Source organism: Enterocloster sp. HCN-30185, from assembly GCF_037890305.1.
Taxonomy (GTDB): Bacteria; Bacillota; Clostridia; order Lachnospirales; family Lachnospiraceae; genus Enterocloster.
Genome location: NZ_JBBKBT010000005.1, coordinates 66853 through 80452, shown reverse-complemented (window position 1 = coordinate 80452; position 13600 = coordinate 66853). Strand labels below are relative to the sequence as shown.

Genomic DNA, 13600 nt, shown 5'->3' with positions numbered 1-13600 from the left:
ATGGAAACAGCAGAATTTTATAAAGAAGAAATCCGCTGCGGCTGGAGAGTGGATGAAAAGACAAAGAGGATCTGGGCTGTCCAGCTGGAAATGCTGGACGAGGTGGAGCGGATCTGCAAAAAATACGGTTTGAAATATTTTGCAGACAGCGGTACGCTTATCGGCGCGGTGCGCCATCAGGGATATATTCCCTGGGATGATGATATTGATCTGGCAATGCTCCGGGAGGACTATGAAACATTTCTTAAGGTGGCTCCGGGAGAATTAAAGGAGCATCTGGTGCTACAGACGCCTTACAGGGAGAAAAATTATCTGCGGGCCCATGCCCAGCTGCGAAACAGCCGTACCACAGGCTGCAGCAGGGAGGACAGGAAAGCAGGATATAACTGTGGGATTTTCATTGATATTTTCCCCCTGGATGCCATGCCTGAAGGCCGTGTTCTCTCCAGGATCTGGGCTTTTTCCATCCAGACATTGTGGACGGTGCTTTACACCTGGTATCGGTTTGACTATTATGAAAATGCCACGGTATTTGGGAGGATTTTAAACAGGCTTGGAGCCTTCCTTTCGATTCCTATGGAACGGGCTGTTTCCTTTTATGAAGCAGTCTGCAGGAGGTTTAATGGTACGAATGCCACAAGGGTCTGCGATACGGTATTTATCCGCCATCTGGAAAAAAATACCTGGAAGCGCCAGTGGTTTGATGAAATGGTGTATCTTCCCTTTGAAAACCGCCGGATTCCTGCCCCGGCAGGCTATGATGGACGGCTGAAACAGGAATATGGGGATTATATGAAGCCTGCGAAAGCCCCAACCATGCATGGAAGCCTGTTTCTGAACCCGGATGTTTCCTATGAGGAGTATCAAAAAAACAACTGGAGAGGTGCAGAAGAGTGAAGCTGTCGTCTCATTGAAAATGGGCATAAAAATACCGGAGATCTGTCCTGCATCGGCGCGGACAGCCTCCGGTATTTTGTGTTATCTTAGCCCATTTTCCGGAACATTTACATCGGTAGGATCATAGGTCTGTGTTTCAGGGATCATCTTCTGGATGGCCGGACGGTCAAAGGGCCCCGGTATATCTGAATTGTATACATTTACAGTTGTCCCCAGAGCGCAGTGGTCATAAATCCACTTGGCATCCTCTGTGGTATAGCGGATACAGCCATGAGAGGGAGTCGCGCCCAGGTAGTTGTAGGTTACAGGCTTTAAGGTATAGGGATCCGGTCTCTCATAGATAACAGAGTGGAGCAGGATCGGAATTCCCTGATCCAGACGGGTGCAGTACTGGCAGTATTCATCCGTGTTCATCAGTCTCCAGCGGTATTTCTCAGGCGTCTTGTGATCGCCCAGAGGCGTGTCGTCGCCGGTTGAACAAAGGAATGTCTTGTAGGGGATGATAAAGCCGTTTGTACCGTCCTGTATGTAAACCGTGGTACAGTTCATCTGCTTGTTGATCTTAAGCATAAAAGGCCCCTGAGCGTTCAGATAAGGCTCCAGGTCCTGTACCAGCTTTCCGTCTGCTTCAAAATAATACTTGTATCCGTCAATGTACTGCCAGCCGGTAACGATCGCGTTGTCTACCACATAGTAGCGGTCTCTGTCATTCCATACCCAGCCGGTGAACAGATCTCCGGTACCGTTGCTGAATACGGGGGTGCCGTTTACAAACTGGATGCCGTCCGGTGCGGCAGATACAAGGGGAGCGTCCATTTTATAGACAGCGCCTTCCGTGCCTTTGCCCCAGAGGGAAAAACGCAGGCCGGTAATGTAGCGTCCGCAGGCCATGGCTCCGTTCGTTCCGCCGTTTTTTGACCAGTCGCAGACCGTTCCATCCGACAGGGTTGCGCAGTAGTATACGTCAAAGCTGTTTCCGAATACGCCGTTTAAACGGATCTGGATCGCTTCAATGGGGCAGTCTGCAGCCCAGGATGTGTGGCCGCCGTTCATGGCCCAGTTACTCCAGCCGCGGGGAGCGCTGTAGGTGCGGTAAAGTACGTCGCCGGGAAGATTATTGGCGTAAATGGACATACTAATAAAGCCGCCTTCACCGGGATAAATGGTGGTATCGTCACGGATGGGATCGGTCCAGGTCATATCCGGACGGAGAAGCTGCACCTGTAAAAAGGCCTGATTGGAAGGAACCTGGGTGCTTTCCTCCGGGGGGACTTCCTGAGCCTGTCCGGCTGTTTCGCCTGAGGCCTGTCCCTCTGTTCCTGCTTCTGGAGCTGGGGTTTCCGTTTCCGGAGAGGCAGTTTCAGACTGGGATGATTCCTGCCCGCCGGTTCCGCTTCCCGGCTCTACGATGATGCCGGGGCCGTTCTGGGTGGTGTCGCCGGAAACGCCGGGAGCCTCCTGTGAAACCTCGGGAGCCTGTGAAACGCCGGGGCCATGGTTGACGTCCTGATCCGCCAGAGCTGTAAGGGCATTTCCTGACAGCAGGGAAGCGGTAAGAACTCCCAAAGCCATATATCGAAGGGATCTTCGCATGATAAAAAACCTCCTGAATGGATGATGTACTGTAACCTAATTTAACATATTTAAAGGAAAAATGCCATAGATGATTTACTTTTTTAAGCTCTTATTGTAAAATCGTAAATAAAATGACCGGAGAATGTAAGAAACAGGTGATCGTATGGCAGAAACAGACTCACGCATCAATATCATATATGCTTCCAATGACGGATACGCAGGCCATCTGGCGGCTTCTCTCTGCTCTCTGTTAGACCATAACCGCAGGGCAGAGCACATCGACATTTATGTTTTGTCTGTAGGGATGTGCACAGAGTATCAGAACCGCCTTAAAAGCCTGGCAGCTTCCTTTGGGCGGAGCCTGAGCGTAGTGGAGCTGGGAAATTTAAAGGAGCGTTTTCCTTATAAAATAGATACAAGAGGCTTTGATATCAGCGCCATGGGCCGTCTGTTTGCACCCAAGGTTCTGCCTGAAAGCGTTGAGCGGGCGTTGTATCTGGACTGTGATACCATTGTGTGCGGTTCGATTGAGCCTCTCTATGAGACAGAGCTGGGGGAATGCCTGACAGGAATGGTGATGGAGCCGACGGTATATCAGGAAATGAAAGAGACCATAGGGATGAAGCCGGAGGATGCATACTTTAATTCCGGGGTGATCCTGATGGATCTGGCCAGATGGAGAGCTGAGGATGTTTTAAAAAAGCTCCTTGATTTTTACGGCGCCCATGCAGGGAGCCTCTTTGCCTGCGATCAGGATACCATAAACGGCGCGTTAAGGGGGAGAATCTGTTCCCTGCCGCCCAAATACAATTTTTTCACCAATTACCGCTATTTTCGCTATCAGACTCTTAAAAAGCTCTGCGCCGCTTATGAAGAGGTGGGAGAGCAGGCGTTTTATGAGGCGAAGCGTGCTCCGGTGGTGATCCATTATCTGGGGGATGAGAGGCCCTGGATCAGGGGAAACCATAATCATTATAAAAAATATTATAAAAAGTATCTTATCAGGACGCCCTGGAAGGATATGCCTCTCACAGAGGGAAAATTCCTCTATATGCAGCTGTGGTGGTGCTTTAACCAGATGACGCGGCTGTGCCCCGCCCTTCGTCTTGCCATAAGCAGACGGCTTGGAATGCGGGTGATCGATGCAAGAAAGACAGGAAAGGAAAGAAAGTAAGTTTACAATGGATAGTGACACGGACAGGGATAAGATCTGCTGTATTATTTTAAACTATAATGATGCAGAAACTGCAGCAGGACTGGCAGAGGAGTTAAAGGAGAGCCGTCTGATTGACGATATCCTTCTGGTGGATAACTGCTCCACCGATGATTCATGGGAGAAGTTTAAGAAGCTGGAGCTTGGATGGAAAAAAGAGGAAAAGGAAGATAAAGAGGATATTCTTCCCAGCCTGTGGCTGATACGGACGGATGAAAACGGCGGCTATGGCAGCGGAAACCAGGCAGGGATTGATTATGCCATGGAGTATCTGGAACCGGATTATATTATAATTGCCAATCCGGACGTTCATTTTTCCGATGACTGTGTAAAACGGCTGAAAGAGGTTCTTGAGGCCAGAGAGGATGGAGCCATAGCATCAGCCATGGTGACAGATCCTGAGGGCCGGGAATTGTTTTCCTACTGGGACCTGCAGCCTATGTGGAAGGATCTTCTGGATACGGCTCCGTTAGCCAGACGGATGTTTGCGCCTGTATTAAAAACGCCTCTTTTGGAACTGCCTGAAGGCGGGGACGGCAATACGCGGATCGTGGGCGCACTGCCCGGGTCTTTTTTTATGATAAAGACAGGCTGCTTTACACCGGGTGATTTAGAGGAGCTGTTTGACAGAAATGTGTTCCTTTACTATGAGGAAAAGATTTTAGGGCAGAAGCTGAAAAACCTGGGTTTAAAGGCACTTCTGGCAGTGGATGCCAGATATGTCCATGCCCATTCAGTAACCATTGATAAATGCTATAAAAAGGCGGCTGACCGTCAAAGGCTGCTCCATGAGAGCAAGCTGTATTATTATAAACATTATCTTCATAAAGGCCCGACTTCCCTGACAGCCGCCGGGATGTTTCTGGGACTTGTACTGGCAGAGGTAAGTGTTTTGACCGGCCTTCTAAGGATTAAGGCCGGAAGATAGGGATTTGAGAAAAAGAGGATGACACAGATGGATAAGGTGCTGCTTGTAATACCGGCATATAATGAGGAAAAGAATATAGAGCGGGTGGTAGATCAGCTTACAGAAAGTTTTCCGGAGCTTGACTATATCGTAGTCAATGACGGCTCTAAGGATCGGACTGCAGAGATCTGCAGAAAACGGGGCTACCGTCTTTTGGATCTTCCGGTCAATCTGGGACTGGCCGGCTGTTTTCAGGCCGGGATGAAATACGCCTGGGAAAAGGGCTACCGCTATGCGATCCAGTTTGACGGAGACGGGCAGCACCGTCCGGAATTTATTAAAACCATGAGGGAGAAGATGGACGAGGGCTACGATATTGTGATCGGTTCCCGGTTTGTGACAGAGAAAAAAGACTGGTCTTTTCGCATGCTGGGCAGCCGTATCATCGGCGCGGCAATCCGGCTGACTACGGGGGCACACATAAAGGATCCGACCTCCGGCATGCGTTTGTTTAACCGGAAAATGATCGGGGAATTTGCCCTCAATCTGAACTACGGGCCTGAGCCGGATACCATCTCCTTCCTGATCCACCAGGGGGCCAGAGTGGCTGAGGTTCAGGTGACGATTGATGACCGGACTGCCGGGGAAAGCTATCTTAAGCCGGTTACGGCTGTAAAATATATGGTTCGTATGCTCTTATCCATTCTGGTGATCCAGAATTTCAGGAAACGGCAGCAGGATGCAAAAACGAAAGGATAAATGAGAATGAAACGGATGACGCAGACTCTGTTATATAAGGGGGATCATATAAACCGGGCAAATGTGGTATGGAATATTGCAGGAAGCTTTGTCTATGCATTTGCAAGCATGGTTTTATCCTTTCTTGTAATCCGGCTGGCAGGAGAAGAACAGGGAGGAATTTTTTCCTTCGGCTTTTCGACTCTGGGCCAGCAGCTGTTTTTAGTGGCTTATTTTGGCATCCGCCCCTTCCACATTACAGACGGAGCTGGCGAATATACCTTTGGAGATTACAGAGAGCACAGAAATATAACCTGCCTGATCGCTCTGGCTGCCGGAGCTGTGTTTATGATGATCCGTCACGGGGCGTATCTTCGGGGAGTCGGTGATTATAATGGAGAAAAATGCACCATTCTACTCCTTTTGGTGGTCTATAAGGTGATTGACGGATACGCGGACGTGTATGAATCGGAGTTTCAGCGCCAGGGAAGCCTGTATCTGACGGGAAAATCCAATTTTTTCCGAACCATTCTTTCCGTATCTGTCTTTACGGTCATACTGGCTGCCTTTGAAAACCTGCTTTTGGCCTGTCTGGCAGCAGTAGCGGCTCAGATCGGAGGAGTCATCCTTTTTAATCTGGATGTGATCCATGCTCTTTCCGCTGTGAAATGGGAGGCAAAAAAGGGACAGTGCAGAAAGCTGTTTTTAAGCACAGGCTTTCTCTTTGTGTCTGTATTTCTTGATTTTTATATCTTTTCCTCTGCCAAATATGCCATTGACGCCAGGATGAACAATGCGGCTTCCGGGTATTTTAACTTGATTTTTATGCCTACCTCTGTTATCTATATGGTAGCGAATTTTGTGATCCGCCCCTATCTGACCGTCCTGACAGAATTTTGGGGGAAGGATGACAGGAGGGCTTTTTTTAATACCCTTAAAAGGATCAGCGCGGTGATTGCCGGTCTTACGGTGCTGGCAGTGGGAGGAACCTTATGTCTGGGAAAATGGGTTCTTTCTGTGATGGAGCAGATCATGGGAGGGGATCCGGGCGTGCTGACGGCACATTTCTGGGCATTTACAGGAATCGTGCTGGGAGGCGGTTTTTATGCCTTTGCCAATCTGATGTACTATGCTCTGGTGATTATGCGCAGGCAGAAAACCGTATTTTTCGTATACGGCGCAGGCGCTCTGGCAGCAGCGGTCTTATCAGGCGCTCTGGTAGGAGCCTTTGGGATCGGCGGAGGCGCGCTGTGCTATCTGCTTCTTATGGCGGGCCTTTGCGCAGGCTTTGGCATCTGTACGGCAATCGGGCTGAAAAAGTGAGTGTTTAATAAGGAGGGCCTATGGAAGATAGAAAAAAGGTGGATGTGGTGATCCCCACTTATAAACCGGGAAAGAAATTTTCAAGGCTTTTGAAAATGCTGCAGCGCCAGACTTGGCCTGTGGGGAAGATCATCGTGATGAATACGGAGAAATCATTTTGGAATGAACACGGGTTTGAGGGAATTAAAAACCTGGAGGTTCACCATCTGACAAAAGAGGAATTTGACCACGGAGAGACCAGAAACAGAGGAATGCGCTTCAGCCGGGCAGACATTGTGGTATTTATGACAGATGATGCGGTCCCTGCAGATGAACACCTGATCGAGGCGCTGGTGAAGGCCTTTGAACAGAGAGGACCTGAGGGAGAGGCTGTGATCATGGCTTATGCGAGACAGCTCCCGGATAAGGACTGCCCTTTGGCAGAGCGGTATACAAGGAGCTTTAATTACCCGGAGGAAAGCTGTGTAAAGACAAGGGCAGATCTGGAGCAAATGGGAATCAAGACCTTTTTTGCCTCTAATGTGTGCTGCGCTTATGACCGGGAGAAATTCTGGTTTCAGGGCGGTTTTATCCGCAGGACGATTTTTAATGAGGATATGATTTTTGCGGGAAAGGCCCTTTTGCAGGATGACTACGCAGTGGCTTATGCTGCCAGCGCCCGTGTGATCCATTCCCACAACTATAACTGCAGGCAGCAGTTTAAACGCAATTTCGATCTGGCGGTGTCTCAGGCAGACCATCCGGAGCTCTTTGGCTGCGTGCGGTCGGAAAGCGAGGGAATCCGTCTGGTGAAATCCACAGCCCATTTTCTGATCCACCGGGGAAAGCCCTGGCTGGTGCCGGGACTGGTGGTAAAGAGCGGTTTTAAATTTCTGGGTTACCGGGCAGGAAAATGTTACCGGCTGCTGCCAAAGTGGCTGATCTTAAAGCTTACCATGAACCGGGAATACTGGAAAAAGGCCTGTGACAGAGCGTAAAAGGGCGTGAGGACAGGCCTGGAAAGCGGGGTTTTTGATGATGACAGTTATGCTTCGTGTTGCATTGATTTTTGTATCAGTATTTACCATGACATTTATGATGAGGAAGATACGGCAGGCAAAAATGGAGATTGAAGCTGCCCTTTTCTGGGTGATCATGGCTCTTATGCTGGTGGTTTTCGCCGTTTTTCCCTCTGTGGCAGATTTCTGCGCCAGACTTTTGGGAATCTATGCCACAACGAATTTTCTGTTTCTGTTTATGATCTTTCTGCTGATCGTAAAGCTTTTCAGTATGACGGTCCATATTTCCCAGCTGGAAAGCCGCCAGAGGGAGCTGATACAGAAGATGGCTCTTGAAAAGCGGTTCAAAGAGGAGGAAGAGGAAATGAAGGACGGAGATGAAAGGCGGACGGCCGGGACTGTTTCGGAGCAGGTGCAGTAATATGGAAAAAAAAGGAAATATTTTGGGGCATAAGTGGGCGGCCGGGCCTTTGGCGCTGCTGTTTTTCCTGCTGTGGCACAGCCTGGATCTGAAAGCCTCTGTGACAGAAACAGGAAATACCTGGCTGTTTGGCTGGTATGCAGGGCTTGGGGCTTTGGTGCTTGCAGCGGCGGTTTTTCTGGGGTATGAGCTGTTTATCCGCAGGAAAATGACGCTGGAAGCCTTGTTTGCGGTTTCGGTGCTGTGTCTGGGCGGGATTTATTCCCTAGTGCTCCCGCCTCTTTCTGCGCCCGATGAGGTAAGCCACTATATCAGCGCCTATGAGTGTTCCAATCGTCTGATGGGGCTTCCTTCGGTCAATGAAAAGGGGCTGATCCAGATCCGGCCGGAGGACGCCTGGCTTGAAGATGTGGCGGATGTGCTGGCAGATGACGGAAGTGCTGAGGGCGGGGATGAAAAGCCCGTGATTTTAGGACAGAGCCTGACAGAAGAAACCTACAGGCGGATCCATGAAGAACGTTCCGGTGAAAACGAAGCTGTTCATCGGGAGAACGTTCAAAGTTCTTCTTCTCAGGGCGCGGGTCAGATGGCAAGCTCTTATCAGTTTTCTGTGCGGACCACTCCGCTGGCCTATGGGCCTCAGGCTTTTGGTTTTGTCCTTGCAAGGCTTCTGGGACTTGGAAGCCTGGGCCTTTTGTATCTGGGACGTCTGTTTAATCTGCTCTTTTTTGTAGCCGCCGGCTTTTTGACCTTAAGGCGGCTTCCCTTTGGAAAGACAGCCGTATTTGCCGTATATCTGCTGCCCATGAACCTCCATCTGGTGTCTTCTTTATCGTATGATGTGCTGATTACGGCCTTCTGCGGGTATTTTACGGCAGTCTGCATGGATTTAGCCTATAAGGCGGATAGGGTAAAATGGAAAGATGTGGTTCTTCTGGCATTTTTACTGGCAGTCATGGGACCCTGCAAGATGGTATACGGAGTGATCGCGGGGCTGTGCCTTCTGATCCCGGTGAAAAAGTTTGGGGGCTGGGGCCGGTGGACGGCTTCTGCGGCAGGGGTGCTGGGAGCCTTTGCGGCAGCCATGGCTGCAGTTAATCTGGGAACCGTTTCCATGTATACTCAGGCAGAGGACAGCTATATTGCCTGGGCCGGAGAGACGGGATATACCTTTACGGAGCTGCTCCACCGTCCTCTTCATGTGCTGAAAATGTGTTATGACACGCTGGCGTGGAAGGGAACGCAGCTGTTTGAAGGAATGATCGGCGGCTCTCTGGGAAATCAGGATCCTGTTTTAAATACACCGACCGTGATCATATTGGCTCTGTGTACCATTTTAGTGGTGCTGGCGTTAAAAAAGCCGGGAGAAGAAGTGATGTTTTCCACAGGAAACAGGCTGTGGATCTGGTTTCTGGCGCTGCTGCTTTTAGGGGCGCTGATGTTTTCCATGCTGTTAGCCTGGACTCCCAGAAGCGCGTCCATGATTGAAGGCGTTCAGGGAAGATATCTGCTGCCCTTCCTTCCGGCGGTTCTGCTTACATTCCGCAGCAGCCGGGTGGTACGGACGGGAAGCGACGACAGAGGGCTGCTTTATGCGGTGATGATGATGGATCTGTATGTGGCAGTGCGGATTTTTGCGGTGGTGTGCCTGCGGCTGTAGAGAGAAGCAGCATAAACAGTTGCACCCTTGTGGATAACGTGGTAAAATTTCCTGATAGATGTGGAAAAGCGGCTTTCGGGCTGCTGAATGACTCAGGATGGATGAAAGAAGGAGAAAGAATCATGGGAAAGATCAAAGTGACAACATGTGAAATTGAAGGACTTTATGTAATTGAGCCTACGGTTTTTAAGGATGAGAGAGGCTATTTTATGGAAACCTATAACCAGAATGACTTTAAGGAAGCAGGCCTTAATATGACCTTTGTACAGGACAATCAGTCCATGTCCGTAAAAGGCGTTTTAAGGGGCCTTCATTTCCAGAAGCAGTATCCTCAGGGCAAGCTGGTACGTGCGGTAAGGGGAACGGTCTTTGACGTTGCCGTAGACCTGCGTTCCGATTCCAAAACCTATGGAAAGTGGTTCGGCGTGACCTTATCTGCTGAAAACAAGAAGCAGTTTTACATTCCGGAGGGCTTTGCACACGGTTTTCTGGTTCTCTCTGATGAGGCGGAGTTTGCCTACAAGTGCACAGACTTCTATCATCCGGGCGATGAGGGCGGCCTTCTCTGGAGCGACCCTGAGATCGGCGTAGAGTGGCCTATCGAGCCGGGAATGGAGCTGATCATTTCCGAGAAGGATAAGAAATGGAGCGGTCTTAAGGATACCTTTAAATTCTGACAGTGAAGGATACGGATTATGAATTATGCAGTTTCTCTGTTAAAGGAGATTATTACAAAGCGAAAGCTCATATGGGATCTTGGAAAGGCTGATTTCAGAAAACGGTTCGTGGGTTCTTACTTCGGTATTGTATGGATGTTTATTCAGCCCATTGTGACCGTAGTCATTTATGCGGTGATTTTCGGAATCGGTTTTAAGTCTCCGCCGCCTGTTCCTGGAGTCAGCTATGTGGCATGGCTGGTTCCGGGCATTGTACCCTGGTTCTTTTTCAGCGAGGCGTTAAACACAGGAACGGGCTGTCTTCAGGAATACAGCTATCTGGTCAAAAAGGTGGTTTTCAAAGTAGAGATCCTGCCGATCATCAAGCTGATTTCCTGTCTGCTGGTCCATGCCTTTTTCGTGCTGATCATGGCGGGAATGTACCTGATCGCCGGGATGCCGGTGCGCGTTACCTGGATCCAGGTTCTCTATTATACCTTTGCAGCCTCTGTGCTGGTGCTGGGACTGGGATATTTTACAGCTTCTGTCAATGTATTTTTTAAGGATATGGCTCAGATCGTGGGAATCTGCCTGCAGTTTGGCATCTGGCTCAGCCCCATTATGTATCATGAATCTATGTTTACAGACCGTATGCCCTGGATGGAACCGATTTTTAAACTGAATCCTTTTTACTATATCGTCACCGGATACAAGGACAGCATGATTACAGGCAACTGGTTCTGGGAGCGGCCGAAGCTGACGCTGTATTACTGGGCCTTCACCCTGATCGTACTTCTTTGCGGACTTAAGATGTTTAAAAAACTCAGGCCTCATTTTTCCGATGTTCTGTAAGCGGATATGATAGGAAAGATAGGGATTGGCTGGAGACAGGGAGAGCGGGAAGGAACGATCGAGGCACAGGTGGTCTATTCCCGACGCCACAGTCTGGCACTGGAGATAAAGACGGATGGTCAGGTGATCATCCGTGCGCCGGAGGGCATTTCGGAAGGAGTGCTGATGGAGTTTGTACGAACCCGGCAGGAATGGATTCTGAAGAAATGGTTCGATTCGGAAACAAAGAGACGAAATCTGGCTCAGGTATTTCCACATGACTATGAGGAAGATCCAAAGCTTGAGGCGGCTTACCGCAGGAAGGCACGGGAGCGGATTGGGCAGAGGATTGCGTATTTTGCGGCTTTGATGGGAGTAACCTATGGGCGGATTTCCATCCGCAGCGCCAAAACACGCTGGGGAAGCTGCAGCAGTGAGGGAAATTTAAATTTCCACTGGAAGCTGGTGCTGATGCCGCCGGAGGTTCTGGATTATGTGGTGGTCCATGAGCTGGCTCACCGAAAGGAGATGAACCATTCCCGGAAGTTTTGGGCAGAAGTAAAGAATGTGCTTCCCGATTATGAGAAGAGAAGAAAGTGGCTGAAAGAATTTGGAGGATACGTGTAGGTACCCTGATTTCCGGCTGCGGGACAATAAAAGAGGATTGAATGCTTCGTTTGACAGATATCGCAGCGAAGGGTTCAATCCTCTTATGTGTTTATGGTTTATTTGGATTTGGCAATGGCATTTTCCAGATCAGCAGGAGAAATGAGTCCTACGGTTTTATTTACGATCTCTCCTCTCTTGAAGTAGAGAAGGGTGGGAACGCTCATGACTCCGAAACGGGATGCCAGATCCATTTCTTCATCAATGTCTACCTTGTAGAAATGTACCTCCGGATGAACCTCTGCCATGCGTTCTACTGCGGGAGCCAGCATTTTGCAGGGACCGCACCAGGTTGCAAAGAAATCAACGACTACTACGTCGTCACCGGCATTTACTGCCTGGTCGAAATCAGCGGATGTGAGATGTGAAAGTGCCATATATATTACCTCCTGTAAATGTGAATTCGTTTTCTGTTGTATATAGGATACCACAGCCGCCCCTCTTTTTATGTGATAAAAGTCACGAAACAGAAAAAATATTTACAGAAGCTTCATAATGAGCTGCATGACAACTTCCGCCCCTCCGGAAAGAAGCATCACATGGATGGGATCCATTTTGAATCTTGCAAGAAGAATCAGGGAAAGCAGAAAGATTCCCACAGCTCTTATATTTGTACTGGAGAGAATGGCATCCAGATGGAGGGAGGAAATGTCATTTCCCCAGAATGCGGTAACCAGAATGCTGACTCCGGCAGCTGCGATCATGGCGATTACGGCAGGACGGAGGGATTTTAAAATGCCTTGAAGAAGGCTTAAACTTCGGTATTTTAAGTAAATTTTTGCCAGAATCGTTACAAGAATGCAGGAAGGGAGCACACAGCCGATGGTAGCTGCCAGCGCTCCGGGAACTCCGGCAATGCGGGTGCCTACAAAGGTTGCGGAATTGACTGCGATCGGGCCGGGGGTCATCTGGGAAATGGTGATCAGATCCGTAAATTCGGACTGGGAAAGCCAGGGATGAAGCTGTACTACCTGATTCTGGATCAGAGGCATTGCCGCATAGCCGCCGCCGAAGCTGAAGGCGCCAATCTGCAGAAAGCTTAAAAAGAGCTGTAAATAGATCATAAGGAACCGCCTTTCTTCTGTTTTTCACGGCTTAAGGTTGTGACGATACCAAGGCCGATGCACAGCAGGATAATGATAATGGCGCTGACGCCGAAGAAGTAGTTGGCAATAAAGGCTGCGGCCATGACAAGAAGGGGAACTGTCTGCTTTTCTTTTATAATGCCAGAGGACATTTCCCAGACTACCTCCATGATTACGGCTCCTACTCCGGCCTGCATTCCGTTTAACATCCAGCCCACATACTGATTGGAGCGGAAGGCGGCATAGCAGAGTGAAATCAGAGAAAGGATGGCAAAGGGAGGGATGACCGTTGCAAGAACGGAGGTCATGACTCCGGGAAGGCCTGCCAGCTTGTAGCCTACCACGATAGCCCCGTTGACTGCGATGGCGCCGGGGCAGGACTGGGCAATGGCTACCAGATCCAGCATCTCTTCCTCATCGATCCAGTGGTACTGGTCCACAAAGGTTTTTTTCATCAGTGTTACAATTACATAGCCGCCGCCAAAGGTAAAGGCGCTGAGATAAAAGGTAGAAATAAAAAGCTTTTTTAAGATGACAGACCGCTTTTCATGATGGGATACAGCTTCCATGGGTGAACTCCTTTTAAAACGGGAAGTATTCCCGGTTATTTTGCCGGAAAATCCATCCGGC

Annotated in this window: 15 protein-coding genes; 11 read left to right on the top strand and 4 right to left on the bottom strand. The window is 49.4% G+C overall.

Annotated elements, in window-relative coordinates:
• Complete coding sequence (locus WKT10_RS07755) at positions 1-897, top strand: LicD family protein (protein ID WP_296035648.1); 897 nt, start codon at positions 1-3, stop codon at positions 895-897.
• A gap of 81 nt (positions 898-978) precedes the next feature.
• On the opposite strand, the gene WKT10_RS07750 is transcribed toward WKT10_RS07755, so the two are convergent.
• Positions 979-2490, bottom strand: coding sequence for a L,D-transpeptidase (locus WKT10_RS07750; RefSeq protein ID WP_340276508.1), 1512 nt, complete (start codon positions 2488-2490; stop codon positions 979-981).
• A gap of 145 nt (positions 2491-2635) precedes the next feature.
• Here WKT10_RS07750 and WKT10_RS07745 point away from each other — a divergent pair, with 145 nt between their 5' ends.
• From WKT10_RS07745 to WKT10_RS07700, 10 genes are all read left to right on the top strand, one after another.
• On the top strand, positions 2636-3646 hold the full coding sequence (locus WKT10_RS07745) for a glycosyltransferase family 8 protein (protein ID WP_340276506.1): 1011 nt from the start codon (positions 2636-2638) through the stop codon (positions 3644-3646).
• Between the two features lie 7 nt (positions 3647-3653).
• Complete coding sequence (locus WKT10_RS07740) at positions 3654-4613, top strand: glycosyltransferase (protein WP_066545893.1); 960 nt, start codon at positions 3654-3656, stop codon at positions 4611-4613.
• Positions 4614-4640: 27 nt separating this feature from the next.
• Positions 4641-5351, top strand: a complete 711-nt coding sequence (locus WKT10_RS07735) for a glycosyltransferase family 2 protein (protein ID WP_066545896.1) — start codon at positions 4641-4643, stop codon at positions 5349-5351.
• A gap of 6 nt (positions 5352-5357) precedes the next feature.
• The gene (locus WKT10_RS07730; protein WP_066545899.1) at positions 5358-6653 is read left to right on the top strand and encodes a lipopolysaccharide biosynthesis protein; all 1296 of its coding nucleotides are present in this window, start codon (positions 5358-5360) and stop codon (positions 6651-6653) included.
• A 20-nt stretch (positions 6654-6673) separates the two neighbouring features.
• A complete protein-coding gene (locus WKT10_RS07725) occupies positions 6674-7630 on the top strand; it encodes a glycosyltransferase family A protein (protein ID WP_066545902.1) in 957 nt (318 codons plus the stop codon).
• A 37-nt stretch (positions 7631-7667) separates the two neighbouring features.
• Complete coding sequence (locus tag WKT10_RS07720; protein WP_066545905.1) at positions 7668-8072, top strand: DUF2304 domain-containing protein; 405 nt, start codon at positions 7668-7670, stop codon at positions 8070-8072.
• Between the two features lies 1 nt (position 8073).
• Complete coding sequence (locus WKT10_RS07715) at positions 8074-9732, top strand: DUF2142 domain-containing protein (protein ID WP_340276500.1); 1659 nt, start codon at positions 8074-8076, stop codon at positions 9730-9732.
• Positions 9733-9854: 122 nt separating this feature from the next.
• Positions 9855-10409, top strand: a complete 555-nt coding sequence (rfbC, locus tag WKT10_RS07710; RefSeq protein ID WP_066545911.1) for a dTDP-4-dehydrorhamnose 3,5-epimerase — start codon at positions 9855-9857, stop codon at positions 10407-10409.
• Positions 10410-10427: 18 nt separating this feature from the next.
• Positions 10428-11240 carry an ABC transporter permease gene (locus WKT10_RS07705; protein ID WP_066545914.1) on the top strand — a complete coding sequence of 271 codons (813 nt, stop codon included), beginning with the start codon at positions 10428-10430 and terminating at the stop codon, positions 11238-11240.
• Positions 11241-11246: 6 nt separating this feature from the next.
• Positions 11247-11846 carry a M48 family metallopeptidase gene (locus WKT10_RS07700; protein WP_066545917.1) on the top strand — a complete coding sequence of 200 codons (600 nt, stop codon included), beginning with the start codon at positions 11247-11249 and terminating at the stop codon, positions 11844-11846.
• A 98-nt stretch (positions 11847-11944) separates the two neighbouring features.
• Here WKT10_RS07700 and trxA read toward each other — a convergent pair whose 3' ends face one another.
• From trxA to WKT10_RS07685, 3 genes are read right to left on the bottom strand one after another with little or no spacing between them, the layout of a single operon-like run.
• Positions 11945-12304 carry a thioredoxin gene (gene trxA / locus WKT10_RS07695; RefSeq protein ID WP_407408207.1) on the bottom strand — a complete coding sequence of 120 codons (360 nt, stop codon included), beginning with the start codon at positions 12302-12304 and terminating at the stop codon, positions 11945-11947.
• A gap of 60 nt (positions 12305-12364) precedes the next feature.
• Complete coding sequence (locus WKT10_RS07690; RefSeq protein WP_066545930.1) at positions 12365-12949, bottom strand: chromate transporter; 585 nt, start codon at positions 12947-12949, stop codon at positions 12365-12367.
• Positions 12946-13539, bottom strand: a complete 594-nt coding sequence (locus tag WKT10_RS07685; RefSeq protein ID WP_066545933.1) for a chromate transporter — start codon at positions 13537-13539, stop codon at positions 12946-12948. The genes WKT10_RS07690 and WKT10_RS07685 overlap by 4 nt, the downstream gene beginning before the upstream one ends.
• Positions 13540-13600 lie beyond the last annotated feature (61 nt).